This window comes from Ruegeria sp. BB10 (assembly GCF_056535725.1).
Genome location: NZ_JBQFIW010000001.1, coordinates 3,679,972 through 3,704,367, shown reverse-complemented (window position 1 = coordinate 3,704,367; position 24,396 = coordinate 3,679,972). Strand labels below are relative to the sequence as shown.

Below are 24,396 nucleotides of genomic sequence, written 5' to 3'. Positions count from 1 at the left end.
ATGGTACAAACCAAAAAAACAAGGCTCGGCACCGTCGCAGCGGCCTTACTGACATCCGTGGCAGCACCCACCTCGGCGCAGCAGTCCGATTGGTCTTACGAGGCCACTATCTATCTGTTCATGCCCGAGACCGAGACCAGCATTGAAACCCCTAGGGGTACGCTTGACGCGACACTTAGCTTTACAGACGCGCTGGAAAACCTCGACTTTGCGTTCATGGGCGCGCTGGCGGCAACAAACGGGCAATGGAGCGTGCTGGCCGACTATAACTATACCAACTTGTCCTTTGGCGATACCGGGCCTGGCGGCGGCGATCTTGAAACTTCGGTCAAGACACAGTTCCTGACGGCCTTACTGGGTTACCGAGTGCGCAATGATCCAACCGTCAAGGTGGACCTTGCGGGCGGCTTCAGGTGGTACAGTACCGACACTGATTTCTCGCTGACACCTGTGGGAGGTCCCGCCTTTACCTCTACTGCCGACGAAAGTTGGGTCGACCCGGTAGTTGGGGTCCGGGCACGGTTTACGCTATCCGATTCATGGACCAGCACCGCTTATGTGGATTACGGAGGATTTCGCAGCGGCAGCCAGACCTGGTCGGTTCTGCTGACTGCAGACTACATCATCAACGACAGGTGGATGCTGCGGGGTGGATACCGTTACATATCTTTCGACCACGATATTGACGGCAATGATTACGAATTCGATCAATCCGGCCCGCTGATAGGTGCTACTTACCGGTTCTGAGTGCGCAATCTTTAACAACCGGGGTTACGACAGATGCGCTGTGGCCTCAATCTCAACCATGGCTTCGTCTTCGACCAAACCGGCAACGATGATCATCGACATGGCGGGGAAGTGCCTGCCAAACACCTCGCGATAGGCTGCGCCGACTTCGGCCTGTTTTGCCAGGTATTCGCTTTTGTCGATGACAAACCAGGTCAAGCGGGTCACGTCGGTTACCTCACCACCTGCGGCTTCGACAATGTCCACGATATTTTGCAGGGCCTGTTTCATCTGGCCAATAAAGCCGCCGTTGACGAATTCCTTGTTCGCGTCCCATCCGATCTGGCCGCCAATATGCAAGGTTCCGTCCTTAGTCAGAACGCCGTTCGCATAGCCTTTGGCCGGAAGCCAGCCGTCGGGCTGAATGATCTTGTGGCTCATGTCGCGTCCTTTCTGAATGTTTCCAGCTTGCTGCGGATGGTATCTGGCCACGCCTCGGGGCGGCCATCGGCGTTGACGTGGACCAATGTCGCCAAAGTTGTCAGCCGCACCTCGTCCCCACAACGGGCGGTCATCGTGTACCCCGCCGAGCTGTTGCCGATCTGTGTGATTTCAAGTTGGAAAACCAATTGGTCTCCATGGCGGCTGGGTGCGGGAAACTGGGTCTGGATCTGAACAGTTGGTACGGCACCTGCGCGATGCAGATCGTGGAACGGCGCGTTCAAACCCTGATCAAAGAACGCCTCGACGCAATCATTGATCATCTCGAAGTAACGCGGAAAGAACACGATACCGGCAGGGTCGCAATGTTTGAACAAGACTTTTTGATGAAACTCAAACGCCATCAGACCCCCACATATTTTTCGGAAATTTCAGGGGTCAGGTCAGTGATGGCACCGGTCCAGACGGTGCGGCCCCGCTCCAGAATGACCGCTTTGTCAGACACAGCCGCCAACTCCTTTAACGATTTGTCGATCAGCAGGATCGCCACGTTGGTCTCTTGCCGCAGGCGGTGCAGCGCTGCCCAGATTTCCTGCCGGACGATCGGGGCAAGCCCCTCGGTGGCCTCATCCAGGATCAGCAGTCGGGGGTTAGTCATCAGCGCGCGGCCTATCGCCAGCATCTGCTGCTCTCCTCCCGACAGGGAAACCGCCCGTTGCCCCTGCCGTTCACCCAACCGGGGAAACAACTCGGTCACACCACGCAGGGTCCAATCCCCTGGGCGTGCCGCCGCAATCAAGTTTTCACGCACAGTCAGGTCGGCAAAACAGCGGCGGCCTTCGGGCACCAGCCCCACGCCTTTGCGCGCGACCTTGTGACTGGGCAGCGCATGCAGGTCCTGACCGTCCAGCGTTAGCGTGCCGTCTGACCGGATCATCCGGCAAATGGCCTTTACCGTGGTGGTCTTACCCATCCCGTTCCGCCCCATCAGGGCAGTGACCTCACCCTGCGCAATCTCAAGATCCACACCAAACAGGGCCTGACTGACACCGTAAGAGGCGCTGAGGTTTTCTATCCGCAGCAGACTCATGCCTCGTCCCCCAGATAGGCGTCGCGCACCTCGCGGCTGGTGCGGATTTCGTCCGCCGTGCCCGTGGCGATGACCTTGCCATAGACCAGCGCGCTGATCCGATCGGCCAACGCAAAAACCGCGTCCATGTCGTGCTCGACCAGCAAAATGGGCGCTTCCTGCCTCAGCCCGTCAAGAAAACCCGTCAGTCGTTTCGACCCTCCGGCACCAAGCCCGGCCATTGGCTCGTCCATCACAAAGGCTTTTGGGGACAAGGTCAAAGCAACTGCAACCTCCAATTGCCGCCGCTGACCATGGCTGAGGTTGGCACAGCGCGTATCGCGGTCATCGCTGAGGCCCACGCGCTCCAACGCTGCCTCGGCCCGCTCGCGTAGCACGGGTCGTTTCAAGGCAGGTCGCCAGAACCGCCAAGCCATATGCTCGGCCCCCATCGCGCCCAGCACGGCGTTTTCCAGAACAGTATCTTCCATGCACAATTGGGAAATCTGAAAGGTGCGCCCCAGCCCGTCCCGCGCCCGCGCCTGCGTGCTATGCCCCGAGACATCTTGACCATTCAGCAGGACCCGCCCGGAATCTGGCTGCAACCCACCGCAAATCTGTTGGATCAGCGTCGATTTGCCCGCCCCGTTTGGGCCGATGATAGCATGGATTTCGCCGGGTATCAGGTCAATCGACACGTCGTCGGTGGCCTTGAGTGCGCCAAAGCTTTTGGTCAGGTTCAGCGTGGAAAGGACGGGATCAGACATGTGCCCCCTCTTTCCCGGTCAGCAGACCGATCAGCCCCCCGCGCCCGAACAGCACAATACACAGCAGGACCACGCCCAAATAGACGTGCCAGAAGTCAGTTAGCTCGCCCAAAAAATGTTCCAACGCGACAAAGACGCAGGCCCCGATGACCGGCCCCATCAAGCGCCCCACCCCTCCGATGATGATCAGCACGATCAATTCACCCGACAATTGCCAACTGAACATCGTGGGGGAGACAAAGCGGTTCAGGTCTGCAAACAGCGCGCCTGCCAACCCGGTGATTGCCCCCGAAAGGACAAAGGCCAACAGCTTCAACCGCATCGGGTTCAGGCCCACGGTCTCAACCCGAGTGGGCGTCTGACGCGCCGCGTTCAGCGCCAATCCGAAGGGTGAGCCTTGAAGGCGGGCGAACAGAAATAGCACCACACAAAGCAGCGTGAAACAGATGCCATAGAACTGGATCGGTGCTAGTGTGTTCAGACCAGGAAAGTCGTTGCGGACATAGATCGACAGCCCATCCTCCCCCCCGTACTGCGCCCAGGAGATCGCGAAGTAGAAAAACATCTGCCCAAAGGCGAGCGTGATCATGATGAAATACACCCCGGACGTGCGCAGCGACAGCAGCCCGATAAAGAACGCCACAATCCCTGAAAGGATCATCGCCACCAGCCAGATCACCGGCATAGCTTTGGTGCCATCGGTGGTGAATAGTCCCAGATCAAGCGCCGTGTAGGTCTGCGCGTGATAGGCAAGGATGCCCATCGCGTAGCCTCCGATCCCGAAGAACACGGCGTGGCCGAAACTTACCATGCCACCGATCCCAAGGATGATGTTTAACCCCACCGCCGCCAGCGCAAGGATCACCGCCCGCGTCACCAATGTGATCGTAAAGGGTTGATCAGCCACAACGGCCCAAAGCGGCAACACCAGCAGGCCCAAGATCATCGCGGCATTGAGGTATTTCTCATTCAACCTCATGCGCGTGCTCCGAACAAGCCAGTAGGTCGCCAGATCAGCACCAGCCCCATCAGCACATAAATCCCCATCGAGGCCAGCGCCGAGCCGCTTTTCTGCGCCGCACCGTTGTCCATGAACAGCTTGAACAATTCGGGCAGGAACACCCCGCCCAGCGTGTCGGTCAGCCCGACCAGCAGCGCTCCGATAAAGGCTCCGCGCACCGAGCCGATGCCGCCGATAACGATGACCACAAAGGCGAGGATCAGCACCGGCTCGCCCATACCGACCTGAACCGATTGGATCGCCCCAACCAAAGCACCCGCCAACCCGGCCAGCGCCGCGCCCAGCGCAAAGACCAGTGTGTAGAGTTTCGAGATATCTACGCCCAGCGCTGCAATCATCTCGCGATCATTCTCACCGGCGCGAATTTGGATACCCAATCGGGTGCGTTCGATCAGCGCCCACAGCCCCACGGCCACAGCCAGCCCGATGCCAATCAGGGTCAGGCGATACAGCGGGTATTCGATCCCGCCCGGCAATGTGACAGGCCCCGACAGCGCGTCGGGGATGTCCAGAAACAGGGGGAAAGAACCAAAGACCCAACGCGTGCCTTCAGAAAAGATCAGGATCAGCGCGAAGGTGGCCAGCACCTGATCCAAATGCGGCGCGTTATACAATCGTCGGATTACAACCATCTCGACAATCGCTCCGGCCAGCGCTGCGGCGGCCAAGGCGGCGACCAACGCCAGCAGGAAGGACCCTGTGGCACCAGCTACGGCGGCGGCGGCAAAAGCCCCCACCATGTAAAGGGACCCGTGCGCCAGATTGATCAGGCCCATCACGCCGAAAATCAGCGTCAGACCAGCCGCCATCAGGAACAGCATCACACCGAACTGCAGCCCGTTAAGGATCTGCTCGACAATCAGGATCGAGGACATGGGAACTCCGGTGGTCTGCCCGCCCCGCAATCGGGGGCAGGCAGAGGGTCAGTTACATTTTGCACTCGTCCGCATAAGCGTCAGAGTGGTTTTCCAGCGCAACGCCAAGGATCTTGTTGGTGAATACATCGCCTTCCTTGATCACTTCGCGCGCATAGATGGTCTGAACCGGATGATGGTTCGGGCCAAAGCTGAAATCACCGCGGGTACTGTCGAATTCGGCCGCTCGCAGCGCCTCACGGAAAGCATCGGCATCTGACGGGTCGGCCTTGTCCAGCGCCGACAGCAGCAGATTGGCGGTGTCAAACCCTTGACTTGCGTAGAGCGAAGGCAGACGTCCGTATTCCGCCTGAAAGCTTTCCACAAACGCCGCATTGGTCGGGTTGTCGATATCCTTGTTCCACTGCGAGGTGTTCACCACACCCATTGCCGCATCACCAACTGCCTGCAGGATGCCCTGATCAAAGCTGAAGGCCGGACCGACCACGGGCAGGTCGATCCCACTGTCGGCATATTGCTTGAGGAAGGAAATCCCCATACCGCCCGGCAGGAAGAAGAACACACTGTCTGCATCGCTAGCCCGGATTTGGGCGATTTCAGCAGCATAGTCGGTCTGTCCCAGTTCGGTATAAATTTCACCGGCCAAGTCACCCTCGAAGAACCGCTTATAGCCGGTCAAGGCATCCACGCCAGCCGGATAGTTCGGGGCCAGAATGAAACTGTTCTTATAGCCCGCACCGTTGGCATAGGCCCCGGCGGCCTCGTGCAGGTTGTCGTTCTGCCAGGCGACGTTGAAATAGTTCTGATGGCAACCTTTCCCGGCCAAGGGAGACGGGCCCGCATTGGGCGACAGATAGAATACGTTCTGGTTCACCGCCGCAGGCACAACCGCCATGGCAAGGTTGGACCAGATGATCCCGGTCATCACGTCAACCCGTTCGGATTGGATCATCTTGTCCGACAACTGCACGGCGATGTCGGGCTTGCGCTGGTCGTCTTCGATTACAACCTCAATATCGTCGCGGCCCGTTTGCGCGATGGCCAGCATGAACCCGTCCCGCACATCGATGCCCAACCCGGCCCCGCCGCCAGACAGCGTGGTGATCATCCCGACCTTGACCTCGGCCACCGCACCGGTGGCGCACAGCGCGGAAACCGCAGCGGCCGCTAGAAACTTTTTCATCTTCATCTCCCTTCGTTGGTCTTTCGAACGCGCCTTTTGCCAATCTTCCCCGCGTTCAGCCTATGCCCCTGACAGGGCGTTCTTTTTTGTTTTGCCGCTATTCACACCGATCACGCCCCGTTCGTCGAGGGGGATTTCAACCTGAAGCGCTGAATTTTTCCCGTCGCAGTCTTTGGCAACGCGTCGCAGAACCGGATCGAGCGTGGGTACTTGTAGGGCGCGATTACGGATTTGACATGAGTTTGCAGCGCCTCGCGCAGGCTATCCTCTGCCACAGCACCTTCGGTCAGCACGACATGCGCCTCGACAATTTCGCCCCGATCCGGGTCTGGGGCGCCTATCACTGCGCATTCCAGCACGGCCTCGTGCGCCAGCAGCGCGGCTTCGACCTCGGGGCCTGCGATATTGTACCCGGCCGAGACGATCATATCGTCATTGCGTGCCGCGAAATGGAAATAGCCGCCCTCGTCCTGATAGAAACTGTCGCCGGTGATGTTCCAGCCGTCGTGAACATAATCCTTTTGACGATCATCATTCAGATATCGGCAGCCGGTCGGGCCTCGCACCGCCAATCGGCCAATGTCGCCCGTTTTGGCCTCAGTCCCGTCGCGGTTCAAAACCTTCGCTTCGTACCCTTTGACCGGCCTTCCGGTGCAAGCGGGCCGGTGATCGTCGAACCGGTTTGAGATGAAGATATGCAGCAATTCCGTGGCCCCGATGCCATCGAGCATCGGCTTGCCTGTACGTGCAATCCAGTCGTCATAGACGGGTTTGGGCAACGTCTCGCCCGCCGAAACGGCAGCGCGCAGGCTGGACAGATCGGCCCCGTCCTCCATCGCTTGCAACATGACCCGATAGGCGGTTGGAGCTGTGAAACAGACGGTGGCTTTATACTTCTCGATGATCTCGATCATACCGGAGGGAGAGGCTTGTTCCAGCAAGGTCGCCGTTGCCCCAAATCGCAGTGGAAACACCGCCAATCCACCCAGCCCGAAAGTGAATGCCAATGGAGGGGACCCGACAAAGACGTCCTCATGCTGCACGTTCAGAACCTCGCGCGCATAACCATCGGCGATGATCATCAGATCGCGGTGAAAGTGCATCGTGGCCTTGGGCTCTCCGGTCGAACCTGAGGTGAATCCCAGAAGGGCAACGTCATCGCGACCCGTTTGCACGCATTCGAACTGAACCGGTTTTTCCAGCGCCAGACGATCAAGTTCGGCATCGTGGTTTGAGGTGCCGTCGAACCCCACGACGCGCTCTAGGAACCGGCTACCCTGTGCGCAGGTTTCCATTTCCTCCATCAAACGCGTATCGCACAGGGCGAACTGGATCTCGGCCTTGTCCACATGTTTGGTCAACTCTCCCGCCCGCAGCATGGGCATAGTGTTGACGACCACGGCCCCAGCTTTGGTCGCGGCCAGCCAGCAGGCCACCATGGCCGGGTTATTTGCCGAACGGATCAACACACGGTTACCGGGCTGTACTCTTATATCTTCGACCAGCACATGCGCCAGACGGTTGGTCCAGTCGGTCAGCTCTTTATAGGTCCGCTGCCGCCCATTTCCGATCAGCGCGATGTTGTCGCCAAACCCCTTGTCCACCATCGCATCGGTAAGCTCATACGCAGCATTCAGAAGGTCGGGATAGTCGAACCCATCCAACAGAAAATCTGGCCACTGCTCCTCGGACGGCAAGCTATCGCGGCTGAACGTATCGATATGTGCGGACGGTCCCAACATCACTTCCCCTCCCTATGCGCGGCCATTGCCTGACGGGCGATGACCACTTTCTGAACGTCCGAGGCACCCTCGTAGATGCGCAACGCCCGGATTTCACGGTACAGCGCCTCGACCGGCATGCCCGATCGGACACCGTCACCGCCGAACAGCTGTACCGCCTTGTCGATGACCTGCTGCGCGTGGTCGGTGGCAAAAAGCTTGGCCATTGCGGCCTCACGTGTGATCCGTGGTGCCCCACTGTCTTTGGTCCAGGCGGCGCGGTAGACCAGAAGCGCCGCCGCATCGACGTCCAGCGCCATATCGGCGATGTGCCCCTGCACCATCTGCAGATCGAACAGCGGCGCGCCTTGCACATGCCGGGTACTGACCCGCGTCAACGCCTCATCCAACGCGCACCGGGCGAACCCCAAGGCCGCTGCCGCCACGGTCGAGCGGAACACATCCAGCACTGACATGGCGATCTTGAACCCGGCACCGGGCGCGCCGATCATCGCCGACGCTGGGATACGCGTATCAGAAAACCGCAGTGTCGCCAGCGGATGCGGAGCGATGGTGTGCAGCTGTTCGGCAACCTCAAACCCCGGAAAGTCGGGTGTTACCACAAAGGCAGACAATCCCTTAGCACCCGGCGCCTCGCCCGTGCGGGCGAACAGGGTGTAGACATCGGCAATGCCCCCGTTCGATATCCACGTCTTTTCGCCGTTCAGAACATAGTGATCGCCATCACATGTCGCGGTCATGGCAGAATTCGCCACATCGGATCCTGACTGCGGCTCGGTCAGCGCAAAGGCCGAAATCGCCTGCCCGCTGCGCGTTTTAGGCAACCATTCGGCCTTTTGCTGGGGTGAGCCGAACAGGGAAATCGCACCGGTGCCAAGACCCTGCATGGCAAAGGAAAAATCAGCCAACCCATCATGCCGGGCAAGGATTTCCCGGGTCAGACACAAAGTCCGCACATCCAACTGGCCGTCTTCATCCGCAGTTGGCTGCAGCAGCCCCGCCGCGCCCAAGTCACGCACCAGCGCGCGGCAGGCGGCATCCGTGTCCGCATGGTCGACCTTTAGCTCCTGCACGACCTCTTCGACTCGCGCGGCCCAGTTGCGGTGGCGTGGCTCGAAAAATGGCCATGACAGGAAGCTGCGATCTGCCATCAATCCCCCTCGAACTCTGGTTTTTCTTTGGCGACAAAGGCGTTGTAGGCACGCTCAAAATCGCCGGACTGCATGCAGATGGCCTGCGCTTGTGCCTCGGCTTCGATGGCCTGTTCGATCGACATGGACCATTCCTGCGCCAACATGGTTTTGGTCATCATATGGGCGAAATTCGGCCCCGCAGAGATACGCCGGGCCATGTTCTGCGCCGCGCCCTCAAGCTGATCCGCCTCGACCACGCTGTTGTAGAACCCCCAGCCAAGCCCCTCCTCGGCGCTCATAGACCGTCCGGTATAGAGCAGCTCTGCCGCCCGCCCCTGCCCGATGATACGGGGCAAGATGGCACAGGCTCCCATGTCACAACCAGCCAGCCCAACCCGTGTGAACAGAAAGGCGCATTTCGCCTGTGGTGTGGCGATACGCAGATCGGATGCCATGGCGATGATCGCTCCAGCCCCAACGCAGATACCGTCCACCGCCGCAATCACCGGCTTACCGCAATTCACCATCGCCTTGACCAGATCGCCGGTCATGCGGGTAAAGGCCAACAACTCTTTCATATTCATGCGGGTCAGCGGGCCGATGATGTCATGCACATCGCCACCCGAGCTGAAATTGCCACCATTCGAAGCAAAGACCACCGCGTCCACATCATCGACATAGACCAGATCGCGAAACCAGTCGCGCAGCCCGGCATAGCTGTCGAAGGTCAGTGGGTTTTTCCGCTCAGGCCGGTCCAAGCTGACCGTGGCAACGCGGTCTTGCACCTCACACTGGAAATGTTTGACGTCACGGATCATTAGGCTCCTCCGGCAGGCTGAATTCAGTGGTGAGCGTCCTTGCATCCTCGGCCGAGAATTGACCCAGCATATCGGCGATCCATGCCTCATGCGCGGCGGCCTGGCGGGCGAATTCCGCCCGGCCCTTTTGGGTCATACACACGCGATGGGCGCGGCGGTCTCCGGGCACCGGCACCCGCACCAGCAGGCCATCGTCAGCCAGCCGGTCCACGATCCCGGTCACGTTGCCATTGGAGACGCGCAGCACGCCGGAAATCTCGCTCATTTTCAGGCCGCCCTCAAAGCGCGAGAGCGCTGCCATCACGTCGAACCGGGGCAAGGTCGTGTCGAACTCGGCCCGGAAATTCTCACGCAGTTTGGCCTCGATACCTCGGGTGGTTTTCAACAGACGCAACCACAGGCGCAGCCGTTCTTTCGAGGCATCCTCAAGCGGGGGGTGTGCAAGGGTCGGGGTCATATTTCACCTCCCGAAAGGCTGAGCGCATGACCGTTCACGGACTTCGCTGCGTCCGAGCACAGCCATTTCACTGCGCTGGCGACCTCATCCGTTTCGATAAACCGGCGTTGGGGGTTGCCCCGGTGAAGCGAGGCGGCGGCGTCCTCTGCGCTCATCCCCGTTTTTTCGACGATGGTTTCGATCGAACGTTCCAGCATCGGCGTATCTACAAAACCGGGGCACACGGCGTTGACGGTGATCCCGGTCGGGGCCAGTTCAACTGCCAGCGCGCGGGTAAGGCCGATAACCCCGTGTTTCGCGGCGCAATAGCCAGAGACGTAAGGATAGCCTTTCAATCCCGCTGTCGAGGCGATGGCGACCAGACGCCCAGCGCCCGCCGTCTGCATGTCTGCCAGCCCGGCCTGCCAGACGTTGAATACACCGATCAAGTTGACCTCGGTCATGCCGCGCAGGTCATCCGCCGTCATTTTGGCAAACGGCACCGAATGCGCCGCGCCTGCATTGGCGATGACCGCCGTGACCGGGCCGCGTTGGGCGCGGGCTGACTCGAAAGCGGCCTGTACTTGCACCGTGTCGGTCACATCGCAGACTTCGAAAGGTAGGCTCTGCTGTTGCAAGGTAGCCTCGGTCCGACCTAAAAGAGTGATCACCACGCCATCCTCAGCAAACGTCTTCGCAATCGCTGCACCGACCCCGGTGCCACCGCCTGATATGACCACATGACTCATACCTTACCTGCCATTTCCGCGTCGCGGTCGGCCAGACGCCAGGCCTGATCGCGCCCAGCCTCATAGGGTTTTGGCCAGATCTCCTGCCGGTCGCCCAGCGCCGTGGCTGCGTGCAAGGTCCAATAAGGGTCGTTCAGATGCGGTCTGGCCAGACAGACCAGATCGGCGCGCCCTGCCATCAAGATCGAATTGACGTGGTCGGCCTCGTAGATGTTGCCAACTGCCATTGTCTTGATGCCACGTTCATTGCGGATACGGTCCGAGAATGGGGTCTGGAACATCCGCCCATAAATCGGCTGCGCCTGTGTCGAGGTCTGGCCTGCGGACACATCCACGATATCCGCCCCCGCCGCCTCGAACATCGCCGCGATCTCAACGGCCTCTTCCGGTGTGATGCCGTTTTCACCCGCCCAGTCACTGGCCGATATACGCACTGCCATCGGCTTGGCCTCGGGCCAGACCGCGCGCATGGCCGCGAACACCTCAAGCGGGTAACGCATGCGGTTTTCCAAACTGCCGCCATAGTCGTCGTCTCGTGTGTTTGAAAGCGGAGAGATGAAGGACGAGATCAGATACCCATGAGCCGCGTGCAGTTCTATCATGTCGAACCCGGCGCGATCAGCCATTTGGGCGGCTGCTGCGAATTCAGCCATGACGCGATCCATATCCGACCGATCCATCGCTTTGGGTATGGCGTTGTCGTCTGACCACGCAATGGCCGAGGCGGAGATCAGGGGCCAGTTGCCTTCCTCCAACGGCTGATCCATGCCCTCCCACCCGATGCGCGTCGATCCTTTGCGCCCGGCATGACCGATTTGGCAGCAAATCTTGGCGTCGGTCTCGGTGTGGACGAAATCGGTCAGGCGGCGCCATGCCGCCTCATGCTCGGGCGCATACAGACCGGGACAACCTGGCGAGATGCGACCATCGGCACTGACACAAGTCATCTCGGTATAGACCAGCCCTGCCCCGCCCTTGGCGCGCTCGCCATAGTGGATCAGATGCCAGTCGGTCGGGCAGCCATCCACGGCCTTGTACTGTGCCATGGGTGAGACCACGATCCGGTTCTTCAACTCCATCCCACGCAGACGGAATGGCGCAAACATGGGCGCGCGGGCGGGAGCGTTGATCCCGACCCCGGCTTGCGCCATGAACCAGGCCTCGGCCCGGCCCAGCCACCCAGCATCGCGTTCGCGCAGGTTTTCATGGCTGATCCGTTGCGACCGGGTCAGCATGGAATAGTTCAGCTGCACGGAATCCAGATCCAGATAGCGTTCAACATCCTCGAACCACTCAACCGAGTTCCGCGCCGCCGATTGCAGTCGCAGTACTTCGAGCCGCCGTTCGTCTTCATAACGGGCAAAGGCAGCCTCAAGCGTGTCTTCGCTGTGGATATACTCGGCCAGCGCAATCGCGCTTTCCAACGCCAATTTGGTTCCCGACCCGATCGAGAAATGCGCCGTAGCCGCAGCATCCCCCAGCAAAACGACGTTGTCGTGGCTCCATTTCTCACACAGCACGCGCGGAAACCGCAGCCAGGCTGAGCCACGGATATGGTTGGCATTGGTCATCAGAGCATGCCCGCCCAGATGATCCTTGAAGATGTCTTGGCAAACTGCAATCGAGACCTGCTGGCTCATCTTGTCAAAGCCATAGGCATCGAATGTCTCTTGTGTGCATTCGACAATGAAAGTCGCGGTGTCTGGATCGAATTGATAGGCATGGGCCCAAACCCAGCCCTTATCGGTCTTCTCGAAGATAAAGGTAAAGGCGTCGTCGAATTTCTGGTGCGTTCCCAGCCACACAAACTGACACAGGCGCTGGTCGATATCCGGTTTGAACACATCCGAAAACTCGGCGCGGGTTTTCGAATTCAGCCCGTCCGACGCAATGACGACGTCATAGTTGGCCATATAGTCCAAGGCGGATGCAGCCTCGGTTTCGAACCGCATCTTCACATCCAATTCGCGGGCGCGGGCCTGCAGGATCAGCAACAGCTGCTTGCGCCCGATGCCGCAGAACCCATGCCCGCCAGACACAGTGCGCTGGCCTTTGTGAACCAGCGCCACATCGTCCCAATAGGCAAACTGTTCCCGAATTCTCTCAGCGCTGATCGGATCGTTGACCGCCAGATTGTCCAACGTTTCATCGGACAGAACGACGCCCCAGCCAAAGGTGTCATCGGGTCGGTTGCGCTCGATCACCTCAATCTCGGCCGCCGGATTTCGAAGCTTCATCGAAATCCCGAAATAAAGACCCGCCGGTCCGCCGCCAAGGCAAGCAATGCGCATCGCTAAACTTCCCTTCATCCGTCTGAATACCTTAAACGCTAGACCGAGTCGCTGATCCCTTCAAGTTAAAATATTTTATGCTTGAAGTTTTTTTGCGGGAAGTTACGCTTTCAATTATTCTCCAAAACGTCGGGTGGCCGGATGGTGTTGCGTGTCGAAACAAAGGACGATTTGGCGGTTGTGACGATCGACAACCCGCCTGTGAACGCGGCCAGTCAGGCAGTGCGCGCGGGGCTGTTGGCAGCCATTGCTGAGACCGAAGCGAACACCTCTGCCAAGGCCGTCATACTGTGCGCTGAAGGTCGGACATTCACTGCTGGTGCGGATGTACGCGAGTTTGACAAATCGCCAATGGAACCCCACCTGCCGGACGTCATCCAGGCGATTGAAGACACAATAAAGCCCTGGGTCGCGGCACTGCACGGTTCTGTCCTTGGCGGTGGACTTGAGATCGCGCTTGGGTGCAGTCACCGCGTGGCGCTGCGCAGCACCAGGTTTGGCCTGCCCGAGGTAACGCTGGGCCTGATCCCTGGCGCGGGCGGCACCGTTCGACTACCGCGCCTGATCGACCCGCTTGAGGCTCTGAACATGGTGACCAGCGGCAAGCCGATCTCGGCCGCGACGGCGCTGAACCTGGGTTTGATTGACGGTATCGCCGACGGTGACCTGATGGCCTGTGCCAGTGCGCTGGCCCGGTCGGCCGCAAACGCTCGGCCTAGAACTGCATTGCGGCACCGGAACGCCAAACCAGTTATGGACCCAACAGCTTGGGAAGCAGCAAAGACCCGCATCATCACAAAAGCGCGCGGCGCACATGCGCCTGCCGCAGCAGCAAGGGCCGTGCAAGCCGCGCTCGATCTGCCCGCGGATCAAGCTCTGTTTCAAGAGCGTGAGACGTTTTTGACCCTGAAATCCGACCCGCAAAGCGCGGCCTTGCGATACATCTTCTTTGCTGAACGATCAGCGTCAAAACTGTCCGAACTGAAGGACATTGAACCCCATCCGCTCACAAGCATCGGCGTGATTGGTGGGGGCACCATGGGGGCCGGAATCGCCGCCGCCTGCTTGTTGGCAGGGCTGCCAGTGACCTTGGCTGAACGGAACGAAGCTGCCCGTGCAGCCGGGCAAGGTCGCATCACAGCCATCCTAGACAACAGCAGAAAGCGCGGCCTGATTGACCAAGACAAGCAGGAGGCTCTGACCGCCGCTTTATCAACCACGACCACATTCGAAGCTCTGACCGAAACCGATCTGATCATCGAGGCTGTATTCGAGGACATGGAGCTGAAAGCGCAGGTCTTTCAGGAGCTAGATAAGCATATCCGGCGCGACGCCATTCTAGCCAGCAACACGTCTTATCTGAATATCAGCGCCATGGCCGCCCAAGCCAGACACCCCGAACGTGTGATCGGCCTGCACTTTTTCTCACCCGCCCACATCATGAAACTGGTTGAGGTCATCATCCCAGACAGTGCCGCCCTATCCGTCGTGGCCACAGGGTTTGCGCTGTCGCGTAAGCTTGGAAAGATCGCCGTGCCCTCCGGTGTATGTGACGGGTTTATCGGCAACCGCATCATGTCTGCCTATCGACGTGAATGCGAATACATGGTCGAAGACGGTGCCCTTCCATGGGACGTTGATCAGGCGATGCGCGATTTTGGTTTTCCCATGGGTGTGTTTGAGATGCAGGACCTTGCGGGCCTCGACATCAGATGGGCCAAGCGCAAAAGCCAAGCTGCGACCCGCGACCCCGCCCAGCGCTATGTTCACATCGCCGACAAGCTGTGTGAGGCGGGACGTTTCGGGCGCAAGGCCGGTCAAGGTTGGTACGATTACGCAGGCGGCAATGCGACCCCGTCGCAATGGGTGGAGAACCTTGTTCTGGCCGAATCCGCGCGCAAGAAGATCGCCCGCATTCCGGTATCCGATACCGAGATCGTCCAGCGCCTTCTGACCACCATGCAGGCCGAGGCACAGGCCCTTTTGACGGAAGGCATAGCACGCCGCCCCGAGGATATCGACGTGGTTATGGTCAACGGTTATGGATTTCCACGCTGGCGCGGCGGCCCGATGTTCCGGAAACACCACCCTTAGGTGGATTGAACACCCTCAGAAACTCGGCGCGATCATGTTGGCATAGTTGTTGGCCAGCACCTCGGCATCAGTGCGGTTGAACTTGACCGAGGGCAGCGCCTGCATGTCGATCTGTGCCGCATTGTCGAATAGTTTCGCCAGATCGACGGTCAGATGAACCTCTTGCTTTCCGTCTGCCAAAACCACTGCCGGAACTGAAAACTCGACCTCGCGCGCGTTCTCGGAAAACCCCACGTGATAGACTAGGGGGGACACGTCCCCACCCACTTGCAGCGCCCCTTCGAATACGACAAATTTGTACCCGACCTCCCAATTCCAGGCCATTTGACTGTTGGGGTCCAGGTCCCCGCGCACCTCAATCGAGCTGTTCGCAGCCGGGTCGACACCGATCAAGAACCGCACGGTTTCAATCGATGGCAATGGCACGGCAGGCAAGGTGATCGAATGCGCGCTGTCCGCATTGTCAAAGCGCAGCAAATGATAACTTTCGGGTTCGGCATAGGTCTCATCCCCGTGCCCGAAAGACAGGTTGCTGAGGTAGAACCTGAAGTCGCGAACCCTGAACTGACCCTGCCCGCCCGGATTATCATAGATGAATTGATCATAGATCAGAGGCTCATCCCCCATCTGGGCGTGGAATGTCAGCGTGATCGGCGTGGCTTTGTTTTGCCCCGGGTTCAGCACGAACCACCCCGCGATCAGGACCACCAAGGCTGAAATTACAATGATCGGACGCATCACGACCCTCCCTCGAACGGGTTGGAAAACTGCGGGTTGGTCAGAAACGCCTCATCCGTCAGAGTGTGCAGGAAGGCGATGATGGCCTGGATTTCATCGGGCGTCATGCGCAGGCCCACCGTTTCCTGCCCCGCCTCGGGCGCATTGTCGGCCTCAAGGATCAACGGGCTGAGTGTATCGCTGACCACGATACCATCGTTGTAATGGTCCATTACGTCTTCCAGCGTGTCAAACCGACCGTCATGCATGTAGGGAGCTGTGACGGCGATGTTGCGCAGGGTCGGGACTTTGAAAAACCCCTTATGCGCCGGGTTGCCCGTCACCGCCATCAGACCGTCGGGCAAGGTCTCATCCGGATCCAGCCCGTTGTTGGAAAACCCATCCAGCGCATCGCGAAAGCCCGAGGTCAGGAACTGACTGTGGCAATCGATGCAATTGCCGCCCCTCAGGGACACCTTGGTATCGGGATGCGCCATGAACAGCTTGCGCCCATGTTCTTCCTGCGCGGTCAGCCGGACCTCACCCCGTAGGTATTGATCGTATTTCGAGTTTGACGAGATCAAAAGCCGCATGAAAGTCGCCAGCGCCTTGGCTGTATTTTCGGGCGTGACCGCACCATAGGCCTGACGAAACATCTTGCGATAAGACCCTGAGGCCTGAAGCTCCTCCATCAGCGCATCGATATCCTGCCCCATCTCATCCGGATGTTGGATCGGCATCAATGCCTGCTCTTCCAACGAGGTCGCACGGCCGTTCCAGAAAAACCTCTCCTGCCCCCAAAGCAGATTGGCGAGGCTCATCGAACTAAAGTCCAGCTCACCCCCGGACAATGTCGGCGACTTTGCCAGCCCATCGGTAAACGCCAATTCCTGCACGTGACAGGTTGCGCAGGACACCTCATTGTTACCCGACAGGATGGGGTCATAGAACAGGTGCCGGCCCAACGTGAACGCCTCTTGCGTCAGCGGGTTGTAGGGCGGAACGGCAAACCGCCCGAACACAAAAGGGGCTGAGAAATCGGCAATGGGCGTTGCCGTCGGGCCGCGCATCCGATCCCAGACCATCCAACCAGCCACCGCAATCCCTGCGGCGGCCAGGATCAACACAACCCAACGCATTCCGCCCCCCCCAACGGCCGTCAGTGGTGGTGAACAAACCCCGAGCCGAACAGTCCTTCGAGGTTATCCACTCCCTTGTTGTAACGCTCTTTGAAATCAATCGTGGCCAGACGCTCTCCGGTCTCCAGATCATGAACCGAGATCGTATGGCTGGCCAGATCGGCGATGAAATCCACATCGGTCGGATCATCTTCAGCCCCGTTGCCCAGATTCAGCAGATTGTTCTGAACGGCAATCAAATCGCGCCCCGAAGCCGAGGTGAAAAAGATCATATGATGCGCCCCCGGATCGGCGACGATATCCGGCCCGCTGGGCACCAGCTCGGGCAACGCGGCCAATTCATAGCGTTTCACCACACCCGGCAGGGCATGCGAGATGAACAGCTCATCCTCGGTGCCGTAGAATTCCAGAGGTACAGCCGTTTCATTGGCAACACCGCTATAGATCACTTCGGCCTCACCAAAACTTTTGGAACTGGCGTCATAAGGTACTTTCCACGTCTCGAACCCGAACATTGTATTGGCCAGAATGGCCGGTTCGATATCTGGATGCATGCCCGGGCGGGCAAACAGCACCTCGACCGGAGAGGACGGAAAGTCCAGCGGCTTTTCTTTCTCAACCACGATGTTTTCAATGGGCTCCAGCGCGTTCAGATCAATGATCGTCAGCATGTTGCCAACACCGGTGGCCAGATCCGGATGCACGGTCGAGGTCACGACCATGCGGTCCTCAAAAGCCGAGATACCATGCGGATACATGATATAGGGCGCGCCTTCGCCCACCTGGCTTTTGCGGGCTTCGATCACTTTTACGACCTCATTCGTCTGTGGATCAAAAACGCCCACCGAACCGCCATCATCGCCGCCGGTTCCGCCCATGAAGGTCACGAACATGTATTCCTGACCGTTCGAATTGGCCCACATGATGTCTTCACCGACCATCTGTCCCTGCGTATCCAGACAGGTAAAGCCCGAAATCACCGGCGCACCGCCCGCATCGCGGGCCAACCCGACCTCGGCCAGGCTGCACGAGGGATCAAGCCCCGTGGCATAGAGCCTGCCATTCGGGCTGTAATACAGATGGTGCAAGGGATGCTCCATCTCAGGCTGTTCTACTTCGCTGAGGATTTCTCCGAACCGATCCGACTCCGGGTCCAGCTCAATGATTGCGATACTGTGACTCGTATCCAGCGTCGGCAGCCCGCGCAACAGCACCATGCCCTGGCTTTCCTCGCGGTCCTGCGACAATGCGGGCGACAGACCTGCCAGTATCAGGCCCGCACCGATCAGAACACTACGTGTAGTATGGCTGAATTTCATAACTTCCCCCCCTGAGATGAAATTTAGGAATACTTGTGAATAAGATGCACCTTACCCCACGTCATATCACAATACTGGAATGGAACCAAATTCATGGGGGCCGAAAGATTTGTTGACGGATGGGGCATTCCTCACTCAATGTTCTAGGCATCAGAGGATAAGGAACCGAAGCTGTGACAGCCACCCTTCGACAACCGATGATGCGTCGCGACACCGGGTGCGATCTGGTCGTCTAACCCGCGGGGACAGACCGTTATCATCTGACCCGGCTTCGGGTTTGTTCCACCTTTTCAAGCTGATACCCAAATGATCCAACCAGATGGATTGCGCATGGCAATCGATATCGGCGGTACGTTTACTGATACCGTCCTGCTGAACAGCGCATCGCAGGTGGTGGCAACCACCAAAACTCCCACCACTCCACATCGCCCTGCCCTTGGTGCCGTTGCGGGTGCCACGCATGTGCTTGAAGCCGCTGGTGCCGATTGGCATCGGGTAACCGGTTTCATTCATGGCACCACGCTCGCCACCAATGCGTTGATCGAACGGCGCGGGGCCGCGACCGCCACCATAACCACGCGAGGGTTCCGGGATATCCTCGAAATCGCTTATGAACGGCGCTACAGCCAATATGCGATTGATCTGGTCAAACCCGACCTGATCGTGCCGCGCACCCATTCGCTGACCATCGGTGGGCGCATGGACGTCAACGGGCAGGAACTGGAACCGTTGGACGCTGCGGCCATCGCGCCTTTGGTGGACGAACTGACGGCGCTTGAGGTCGAGGCCGTCGCCATCTGCCTGCTGCACGCCTATGCCAACCCTGCACATGAACTGGCCCTGCGCGATCTGCTGGCGCTGCATATGCCCGATTTGGTCATCTCACTCAGCCACGAGGTCAGCCCCGAAGCGCGCGAGTTCGACCGGCTGTGTACCACCATTGCCAATGCCTACGTGCAGCCGCTCATGGCCGGATATCTGCAGGATTTTGAGGCGCGCTTTCGGCAGATGGGATTAACCTGCCCGATCCTGATGATGACAGCAGGTGGCGGCATGACCACGCTCGACACCGCTGCCCGGCTACCGATCCGGTTGGTGGAATCCGGCCCCGCCGGTGGCGCCGTTCTCGCCGCCCGCATCGCCGAGGCCACTGGAGAGGCGGACGTGCTGTCCTTTGACATGGGCGGCACCACGGCCAAGCTGTGCCTGATCGACGAGTACCGCCCTCAGACCGCGCGCAAGTTCGAAATCTCGCGGGCCGAACGCTTTATCAAAGGCTCAGGCATGCCGGTTCGGATACCTGTGATCGAGATGATCGAAATCGGCGCTGGAGGCGGTTCCATCGCCAGCGTCGACCGTCTAGGTCGCATTCAGGTCGGCCCCCATAGCGCGGGATCAGACCCCGGCCCGGCAGCCTTTGGAAAGGGCGGGGAAAACCCCACCGTCACCGATGCCGATCTGACGCTGGGTCTGATCGAGCCTGGGCGTTTTGCCGAAGGACGGCTGCAGATCGATCAGAGCACAGCGCAACAGGCGATGGCGAAAGATGTGGGCGACCCTTTGAGCCTTAACCCCGATCAGGCCGCCTTTGCGGTCAGTGAGATTGTCGACGAAAGCATGGCCAGCGCAGGTCGTATGCACGCGGTCGAATCCGGCAAGGACCTTGGCAATCGGCTTATGATCGCGTTTGGCGGCAACGGTCCACTGCACGCCACCCGTGTGGCCCGTCGCGCCCAGATGCGGCGCGTACTGATCCCGCGTGATCCGGGCGTCGGGTCGGCCGTCGGGTTCCTGTTTGCACCGGTCTCTTATGAGGTCATCCGGTCACGCTATGCCCGATTGGACAGTCTGGATATCGACGGGTTGAACCAGTTCTTCGACAGTATGCAGGCCGAAGCGGAACAGGTTGTCCGCGCCGGTGCGCCCGACGGCGAATTGCTGCAACGCCGGATCGCCTATATGCGATATCACGGGCAAGGGCATGAGATCGAAATCAGCCTGCCGGATCGGGCTATGGCCGCCTCGGATCTCGACGCGCTAAGGCAAGCTTTTGAGACGGAATACAGCCGACAATTCAGCCGTATCGTGCCCGGCATGACCATCGAGATTCTGAACTGGGGACTGTCCGTTTCATCGCCAGCACCTACACATGAGCCGTATCTTGGAAACCCGGGTCATCGGCAGGCGGAAACGACCGAACAGCGCCAGATCCTGTGCGACATTACCGGGGAATGGCGCTCTGCAGGCGTCTACAGCCGCACCGACCTGACGCCGGGATCAACGCTCAGCGGTCCGGCGCTGATTGTCGAGGCACAAACGACCACATTTGTTAGCGCAGATTTCGGCGCAACCGTGGATGGCCAGGGCAATATCTGGCTGACGCGGCAAGAGGAGGCACAGGGATGATCCAAGCAGATACACGCCTGCAAGTGATGTGGAACCGACTTCTGGCCGTGGTCGAGGAACAGGGGCAGGCGCTGATCCGCGCCGCCTTCAGTCCGATCGTGCGCGAATGCGGCGATATCTCGGCCGGGATATTCGACATGCAGGGTCGGATGCTGGCACAAGCTGTCACCGGCACGCCGGGACATATCAACACCATGGCTGAGGCGGTCAAAACCCTGCGCGCCAGATTTGCCCAGACCGATATGAAACCCGGCGACATCTATATGACCAACGATCCGTGGATCGCCTCGGGTCACCTGAACGACTTTTTGCTGATGATGCCCGTGTTCCACGGCGATACCGTCATCGGCTATACGGCCTGTACCTCGCATCTGGTCGACCTCGGCGGGTTGGGCATGGGGCCGGAAGGGTCGGATATCTATGACGAAGGGCTGCTGATCCCGCCCTGCAAACTGGTCAGCCAAGGCGAGGTCAACGCGCTGGTGCTGGAGATCGTCAAAGCCAACTCTCGCGAGCCCATCGCCAACGAGGGCGACATTTATGCCCTGATCGCCTGTTGCGAGGCCGGGTCAACAAGGCTGGTTCAGATGATGCAGGAATTTGGCATCACCGACCTGAGCGCGCTGTCCGATTACATCATCGAAACGTCACGTCGCGGCACGCTAGATGCTATCGCCGGCCTGCCCAAGGGCACATGGCAACACGTGCTGAAAGTAGATGGTTACGACGAAGAGATCGAGCTGCACGCAGCGCTGACCATCGCCGATGATCACCTGTTGCTGGACTTCGACGGCACAGCGGCCTGTGTGGGTAAAGGGATCAACGTGCCACTGAACTATGCAACCGCCTATTCCGTCTTTGCCCTGCGTTGCATCATCGGGGCGGATATCCCGAACAATGCGGGTTCGCTCGATCCGTTTCGGGTGACGGGCCCCGAGGGTTGTATCCTGAACGCGCAACCTCCGGCACCGGTGGCGATGCGGCATACGTTGGGGCAGATGACCCCCGACCTGGTCTATGGCTGCCTGTCGCAGGCCCTGCCTGAAAAGGTTCCGGCCGAGGGGGCATCATGCATGTACGATCTGCCCCTGCGCCACGCGCCTGAAGCGATCGACCGGGGCGATGACCAGTTTGCGTTGGAATTGGTGTTCAATGGCGGCACAGGCGCACGCCCCGGGCTGGACGGTCTGTCGGCCACGGCCTTTCCCAGCGGCGTTTGGGGCAGTCAGGTCGAAACCACCGAGGCGGTTGCCCCTGTGCTGTTTCACCGTCGTGAACTGCGGCCCGATTCCGGTGGCGCCGGGCGTCTGCGCGGCGGTCTGGGGCAGCATATCGAACTCAGCGCGTCCAAGGATCAGGATTTGATGCTGTTCCTGTCGGTCGAGCGGATCAAGAACCCTGCCAACGGCCGAGAAGGTGGGTTGGACGGCGCGCCCGGTCGCATCACCGTGATGCCGGAAAACCGCCAACTGCCGGGCAAAGGTGAGGTTCGGATCAAGGCCGGTGAAACGCTGATCTTTGAAACTCCGGGTGGGGGTGGCTTTGGCCTGCCCGAGGAACGCCCGGAGGAGGCGGTGCAAAGCGACGTCCGCGCGGGCCTTGTCAGCGAGGCGATGGCCCAAACCCAGTATCGGAGGCAAACATGACCCAACCGCACCCGCATATTGCGTGCATGTCCCCCTATGCGCTGGCCAACCTTGACGCGCCCGAGGGCAAAACCCTGATCTCGCTGTCGCAAAATGAAAGCCTGCGCCCGCCCAGCCCCAAGGCGACCGAGGCGGCAGCGCAGGCGTTGGGCAGCTCGATGCTCTATCCCGATCCGGACTGGACGGACCTGCGGCACGCACTGGCCGAACTGCACGGAATAGATCCCGATGGTATTTTGTGCGGCAACGGATCGCTCGACCTGATCGGATGCCTGGCGCGCGTGTTCGCCGGGCCAGACCGGGCGGTGCTGGCGCCCGCCCATGCCTATCCGTTCTTTCAAACGGCGGCGCAGGTGACAAACGCGCGGTTCGACCCTGCCGCCGAAGTAGATGCCGTCGTCAGTGTCGACGCCATGCTTGCCGCGGTCCAACCTGATACCGGGATCGTCTTCGTCGCAAACCCCGGCAACCCGACCGGCACGCGCATTCCGAAAGCCGAACTTGTCCGCCTGTGTCAGGGCCTGCGGCCTGACATCCTGTTGGTGATCGATGAAGCGTATGGCGAATTTTCTGATCACCTGGGCGAGCGGTGTTTCGATCTGGTTCAGGGCGGAAACACAGTCGTTTTACGCACGTTTTCTAAAGCATACGGCATGGCGGGGTTTCGCGTCGGGTGGGGTCTGTTCCCACCTGCCATCGCCAGAGAGTTGCGTAAAGTGATGAACCCGAACAACGTCCCGGCCAGCGCCCAAATCGCTGCCGCGGCAGCCGTGCGGGACGATGCCTATATGCGCGAAACCTGCGCGATCACCGCAAGCTTGCGGGATCAGGCAACGGCCCAGTTGAAACAGGCCGGGTTCGCGCCTTATCCCAGTTTCACCAACTTTGTGCTGCTCAACATGGGCAGCACCGAAGCCGCAGCAAGCGCGGATCAAAGGTTGCGGTCCGAGGGCGTGTTCCTGCGCCCGCAAGGCGGCGCGGGCCTGCCTCATACCCTGCGCATGACCGTCGGTCCGCAGGCGGCGCTGGTCAAAGCGATAGAAATCCTGACGAAATGGAAACAGGAGGGACAGATATGACAGCTTCCAGAGGGCGGGCCCGGTTCGGCCTGCTGGTGCCCTTCACCAACACCAATTTTGAGCCTGACCTGGCCCTGATGTCCCCGGCAGGCGTTTCACTGCACGTAGCCCGATTGGGTGGGTATGACGAGGATGAAATCCCCGACGAATCCCAGATGCACGATCTAGGGGCCGCCGACTTGGATGAGCCTTTGCGACTGTTGATGGGAACCAAGCCGGACGTTGTCTTTTATGGATGCACCTCGGCCACGCTGACTCATGGCCCTGAGTTCGACCGAGATCTGGCCAACCGCATCAGCGCCGATAGCGGGGCCAAGACGGTGACCGCAGCGGGGGCGTTGGTCCATGCGTTGTCCACCTTGGGGGCCAAGCGTATCGGTTTCGCCTCGCCCTATGTTCCGGCGATCAACGACATGGCAATTGCTTTTCTGGGCAAGCTGGGGGTGGACACGATCCAACGCTCGGAAGTGTCTGAACCGCTTGGCAATGAAGGCCAGGGGGCGTTGGAGCCGGATGCCGTATTCGAACTGGGCCGCGGGGCTGATCACCCCGAGGTCGACGCGCTGGTTCTGTCCTGCACCGACATGCGCAGCGTCGAGGTCATAGCCCGGCTGGAAGACGCGGTTGGGAAACCGGTGATCAGCTCGAACCAGGCGATGCTGTTTCAGGCGTTGCAACTGTTGAATATCGATGAACCCATCCCCGGGTACGGACAGCTATTGGAACGCGAAAGGTGATCCGAGCG

22 protein-coding genes are annotated in these 24,396 nt (G+C 59.7%); 6 read left to right on the top strand and 16 right to left on the bottom strand.

Annotated elements, in window-relative coordinates:
* Window positions 1-747: an outer membrane beta-barrel protein gene (locus ACR3EP_RS18875; RefSeq protein WP_170362130.1), complete on the top strand. Its 747-nt coding sequence runs from the start codon at window positions 1-3 to the stop codon at window positions 745-747.
* 24 nt (window positions 748-771) lie between these two features.
* Here the strand turns inward: ACR3EP_RS18875 and ACR3EP_RS18870 are convergent, their stop codons facing one another.
* The 13 genes from ACR3EP_RS18870 to ACR3EP_RS18810 all read right to left on the bottom strand — a co-directional run bounded on the left by ACR3EP_RS18870 (window position 772) and on the right by ACR3EP_RS18810 (window position 13,251).
* Entirely contained in the window at window positions 772-1,167 is a 396-nt protein-coding gene (locus tag ACR3EP_RS18870) for a RidA family protein (RefSeq protein WP_170377946.1), read from the bottom strand.
* Window positions 1,164-1,571, bottom strand: coding sequence for an acyl-CoA thioesterase (locus ACR3EP_RS18865; RefSeq protein ID WP_170397804.1), 408 nt, complete (start codon window positions 1,569-1,571; stop codon window positions 1,164-1,166). Before ACR3EP_RS18865 ends, ACR3EP_RS18870 begins: the two co-directional genes overlap by 4 nt.
* Window positions 1,571-2,257, bottom strand: a complete 687-nt coding sequence (locus ACR3EP_RS18860; RefSeq protein ID WP_170362127.1) for an ABC transporter ATP-binding protein — start codon at window positions 2,255-2,257, stop codon at window positions 1,571-1,573. The genes ACR3EP_RS18865 and ACR3EP_RS18860 overlap by 1 nt, the downstream gene beginning before the upstream one ends.
* Entirely contained in the window at window positions 2,254-3,003 is a 750-nt protein-coding gene (locus ACR3EP_RS18855; protein WP_480638963.1) for an ABC transporter ATP-binding protein, read from the bottom strand. The genes ACR3EP_RS18860 and ACR3EP_RS18855 overlap by 4 nt, the downstream gene beginning before the upstream one ends.
* Window positions 2,996-3,982: a branched-chain amino acid ABC transporter permease gene (locus tag ACR3EP_RS18850; protein ID WP_170350931.1), complete on the bottom strand. Its 987-nt coding sequence runs from the start codon at window positions 3,980-3,982 to the stop codon at window positions 2,996-2,998. The genes ACR3EP_RS18855 and ACR3EP_RS18850 overlap by 8 nt, the downstream gene beginning before the upstream one ends.
* A complete protein-coding gene (locus ACR3EP_RS18845) occupies window positions 3,979-4,899 on the bottom strand; it encodes a branched-chain amino acid ABC transporter permease (protein WP_480638962.1) in 921 nt (306 codons plus the stop codon). Before ACR3EP_RS18845 ends, ACR3EP_RS18850 begins: the two co-directional genes overlap by 4 nt.
* Before the next feature lie 52 nt (window positions 4,900-4,951).
* On the bottom strand, window positions 4,952-6,082 hold the full coding sequence (locus ACR3EP_RS18840; RefSeq protein ID WP_480638961.1) for an ABC transporter substrate-binding protein: 1,131 nt from the start codon (window positions 6,080-6,082) through the stop codon (window positions 4,952-4,954).
* Window positions 6,083-6,192: 110 nt separating this feature from the next.
* A complete protein-coding gene (locus ACR3EP_RS18835; protein ID WP_480638960.1) occupies window positions 6,193-7,824 on the bottom strand; it encodes an AMP-binding protein in 1,632 nt (543 codons plus the stop codon).
* A complete protein-coding gene (locus tag ACR3EP_RS18830; protein ID WP_480638959.1) occupies window positions 7,824-8,975 on the bottom strand; it encodes an acyl-CoA dehydrogenase family protein in 1,152 nt (383 codons plus the stop codon). Before ACR3EP_RS18830 ends, ACR3EP_RS18835 begins: the two co-directional genes overlap by 1 nt.
* Window positions 8,975-9,775, bottom strand: coding sequence for an enoyl-CoA hydratase family protein (locus tag ACR3EP_RS18825; RefSeq protein ID WP_480638958.1), 801 nt, complete (start codon window positions 9,773-9,775; stop codon window positions 8,975-8,977). Before ACR3EP_RS18825 ends, ACR3EP_RS18830 begins: the two co-directional genes overlap by 1 nt.
* A complete protein-coding gene (locus ACR3EP_RS18820; RefSeq protein WP_170350925.1) occupies window positions 9,765-10,232 on the bottom strand; it encodes a MarR family winged helix-turn-helix transcriptional regulator in 468 nt (155 codons plus the stop codon). Before ACR3EP_RS18820 ends, ACR3EP_RS18825 begins: the two co-directional genes overlap by 11 nt.
* Complete coding sequence (locus ACR3EP_RS18815) at window positions 10,229-10,960, bottom strand: SDR family NAD(P)-dependent oxidoreductase (RefSeq protein ID WP_480638957.1); 732 nt, start codon at window positions 10,958-10,960, stop codon at window positions 10,229-10,231. The genes ACR3EP_RS18820 and ACR3EP_RS18815 overlap by 4 nt, the downstream gene beginning before the upstream one ends.
* Window positions 10,957-13,251 (bottom strand): bifunctional salicylyl-CoA 5-hydroxylase/oxidoreductase, encoded by a 2,295-nt coding sequence (locus ACR3EP_RS18810; RefSeq protein WP_480638956.1) that lies wholly within the window; start codon window positions 13,249-13,251, stop codon window positions 10,957-10,959. The genes ACR3EP_RS18815 and ACR3EP_RS18810 overlap by 4 nt, the downstream gene beginning before the upstream one ends.
* A 141-nt stretch (window positions 13,252-13,392) precedes the next feature.
* Between ACR3EP_RS18810 and ACR3EP_RS18805 the strand changes: the two genes are divergently transcribed.
* A complete protein-coding gene (locus ACR3EP_RS18805; RefSeq protein WP_480638955.1) occupies window positions 13,393-15,345 on the top strand; it encodes a 3-hydroxyacyl-CoA dehydrogenase NAD-binding domain-containing protein in 1,953 nt (650 codons plus the stop codon).
* 15 nt (window positions 15,346-15,360) lie between these two features.
* On the opposite strand, the gene ACR3EP_RS18800 is transcribed toward ACR3EP_RS18805, so the two are convergent.
* The 3 genes from ACR3EP_RS18800 to ACR3EP_RS18790 are packed head-to-tail and all read right to left on the bottom strand — an operon-like array spanning window position 15,361 to window position 18,520.
* On the bottom strand, window positions 15,361-16,083 hold the full coding sequence (locus ACR3EP_RS18800; protein WP_480638954.1) for an MbnP family protein: 723 nt from the start codon (window positions 16,081-16,083) through the stop codon (window positions 15,361-15,363).
* Window positions 16,083-17,201 carry a cytochrome-c peroxidase gene (locus ACR3EP_RS18795; RefSeq protein WP_480638953.1) on the bottom strand — a complete coding sequence of 373 codons (1,119 nt, stop codon included), beginning with the start codon at window positions 17,199-17,201 and terminating at the stop codon, window positions 16,083-16,085. The genes ACR3EP_RS18800 and ACR3EP_RS18795 overlap by 1 nt, the downstream gene beginning before the upstream one ends.
* A 20-nt stretch (window positions 17,202-17,221) precedes the next feature.
* Window positions 17,222-18,520, bottom strand: a complete 1,299-nt coding sequence (locus ACR3EP_RS18790; RefSeq protein WP_480638952.1) for a hypothetical protein — start codon at window positions 18,518-18,520, stop codon at window positions 17,222-17,224.
* A gap of 306 nt (window positions 18,521-18,826) precedes the next feature.
* Here ACR3EP_RS18790 and ACR3EP_RS18785 point away from each other — a divergent pair, with 306 nt between their 5' ends.
* From ACR3EP_RS18785 to ACR3EP_RS18770, 4 genes are read left to right on the top strand one after another with little or no spacing between them, the layout of a single operon-like run.
* Window positions 18,827-20,926, top strand: coding sequence for a hydantoinase/oxoprolinase family protein (locus tag ACR3EP_RS18785; protein ID WP_480638951.1), 2,100 nt, complete (start codon window positions 18,827-18,829; stop codon window positions 20,924-20,926).
* The gene (locus ACR3EP_RS18780; RefSeq protein ID WP_480638950.1) at window positions 20,923-22,572 is read left to right on the top strand and encodes a hydantoinase B/oxoprolinase family protein; all 1,650 of its coding nucleotides are present in this window, start codon (window positions 20,923-20,925) and stop codon (window positions 22,570-22,572) included. The genes ACR3EP_RS18785 and ACR3EP_RS18780 overlap by 4 nt, the downstream gene beginning before the upstream one ends.
* Window positions 22,569-23,651, top strand: a complete 1,083-nt coding sequence (locus ACR3EP_RS18775) for a pyridoxal phosphate-dependent aminotransferase (RefSeq protein WP_480638949.1) — start codon at window positions 22,569-22,571, stop codon at window positions 23,649-23,651. The genes ACR3EP_RS18780 and ACR3EP_RS18775 overlap by 4 nt, the downstream gene beginning before the upstream one ends.
* Window positions 23,648-24,388, top strand: a complete 741-nt coding sequence (locus ACR3EP_RS18770; RefSeq protein WP_480638948.1) for a maleate cis-trans isomerase family protein — start codon at window positions 23,648-23,650, stop codon at window positions 24,386-24,388. The genes ACR3EP_RS18775 and ACR3EP_RS18770 overlap by 4 nt, the downstream gene beginning before the upstream one ends.
* Window positions 24,389-24,396: the final 8 nt, after the last annotated feature.

Excerpts from the sequence above, each read along its gene's own strand:
- ACR3EP_RS18875 (WP_170362130.1), top strand. The coding sequence starts at position 1 with ATGGTACAAACCAAAAAAACAAGGCTCGGCACCGTCGCAGCGGCCTTA.
- ACR3EP_RS18870 (WP_170377946.1), bottom strand. The coding sequence starts at position 1,167 with ATGAGCCACAAGATCATTCAGCCCGACGGCTGGCTTCCGGCCAAAGGC.
- ACR3EP_RS18865 (WP_170397804.1), bottom strand. The coding sequence starts at position 1,571 with ATGGCGTTTGAGTTTCATCAAAAAGTCTTGTTCAAACATTGCGACCCT.
- ACR3EP_RS18860 (WP_170362127.1), bottom strand. The coding sequence starts at position 2,257 with ATGAGTCTGCTGCGGATAGAAAACCTCAGCGCCTCTTACGGTGTCAGT.
- ACR3EP_RS18855 (WP_480638963.1), bottom strand. The coding sequence starts at position 3,003 with ATGTCTGATCCCGTCCTTTCCACGCTGAACCTGACCAAAAGCTTTGGC.
- ACR3EP_RS18850 (WP_170350931.1), bottom strand. The coding sequence starts at position 3,982 with ATGAGGTTGAATGAGAAATACCTCAATGCCGCGATGATCTTGGGCCTG.
- ACR3EP_RS18845 (WP_480638962.1), bottom strand. The coding sequence starts at position 4,899 with ATGTCCTCGATCCTGATTGTCGAGCAGATCCTTAACGGGCTGCAGTTC.
- ACR3EP_RS18840 (WP_480638961.1), bottom strand. The coding sequence starts at position 6,082 with ATGAAAAAGTTTCTAGCGGCCGCTGCGGTTTCCGCGCTGTGCGCCACC.
- ACR3EP_RS18835 (WP_480638960.1), bottom strand. The coding sequence starts at position 7,824 with ATGTTGGGACCGTCCGCACATATCGATACGTTCAGCCGCGATAGCTTG.
- ACR3EP_RS18830 (WP_480638959.1), bottom strand. The coding sequence starts at position 8,975 with ATGGCAGATCGCAGCTTCCTGTCATGGCCATTTTTCGAGCCACGCCAC.
- ACR3EP_RS18825 (WP_480638958.1), bottom strand. The coding sequence starts at position 9,775 with ATGATCCGTGACGTCAAACATTTCCAGTGTGAGGTGCAAGACCGCGTT.
- ACR3EP_RS18820 (WP_170350925.1), bottom strand. The coding sequence starts at position 10,232 with ATGACCCCGACCCTTGCACACCCCCCGCTTGAGGATGCCTCGAAAGAA.
- ACR3EP_RS18815 (WP_480638957.1), bottom strand. The coding sequence starts at position 10,960 with ATGAGTCATGTGGTCATATCAGGCGGTGGCACCGGGGTCGGTGCAGCG.
- ACR3EP_RS18810 (WP_480638956.1), bottom strand. The coding sequence starts at position 13,251 with ATGCGCATTGCTTGCCTTGGCGGCGGACCGGCGGGTCTTTATTTCGGG.
- ACR3EP_RS18805 (WP_480638955.1), top strand. The coding sequence starts at position 13,393 with ATGGTGTTGCGTGTCGAAACAAAGGACGATTTGGCGGTTGTGACGATC.
- ACR3EP_RS18800 (WP_480638954.1), bottom strand. The coding sequence starts at position 16,083 with ATGCGTCCGATCATTGTAATTTCAGCCTTGGTGGTCCTGATCGCGGGG.
- ACR3EP_RS18795 (WP_480638953.1), bottom strand. The coding sequence starts at position 17,201 with ATGCGTTGGGTTGTGTTGATCCTGGCCGCCGCAGGGATTGCGGTGGCT.
- ACR3EP_RS18790 (WP_480638952.1), bottom strand. The coding sequence starts at position 18,520 with ATGAAATTCAGCCATACTACACGTAGTGTTCTGATCGGTGCGGGCCTG.
- ACR3EP_RS18785 (WP_480638951.1), top strand. The coding sequence starts at position 18,827 with ATGATCCAACCAGATGGATTGCGCATGGCAATCGATATCGGCGGTACG.
- ACR3EP_RS18780 (WP_480638950.1), top strand. The coding sequence starts at position 20,923 with ATGATCCAAGCAGATACACGCCTGCAAGTGATGTGGAACCGACTTCTG.
- ACR3EP_RS18775 (WP_480638949.1), top strand. The coding sequence starts at position 22,569 with ATGACCCAACCGCACCCGCATATTGCGTGCATGTCCCCCTATGCGCTG.
- ACR3EP_RS18770 (WP_480638948.1), top strand. The coding sequence starts at position 23,648 with ATGACAGCTTCCAGAGGGCGGGCCCGGTTCGGCCTGCTGGTGCCCTTC.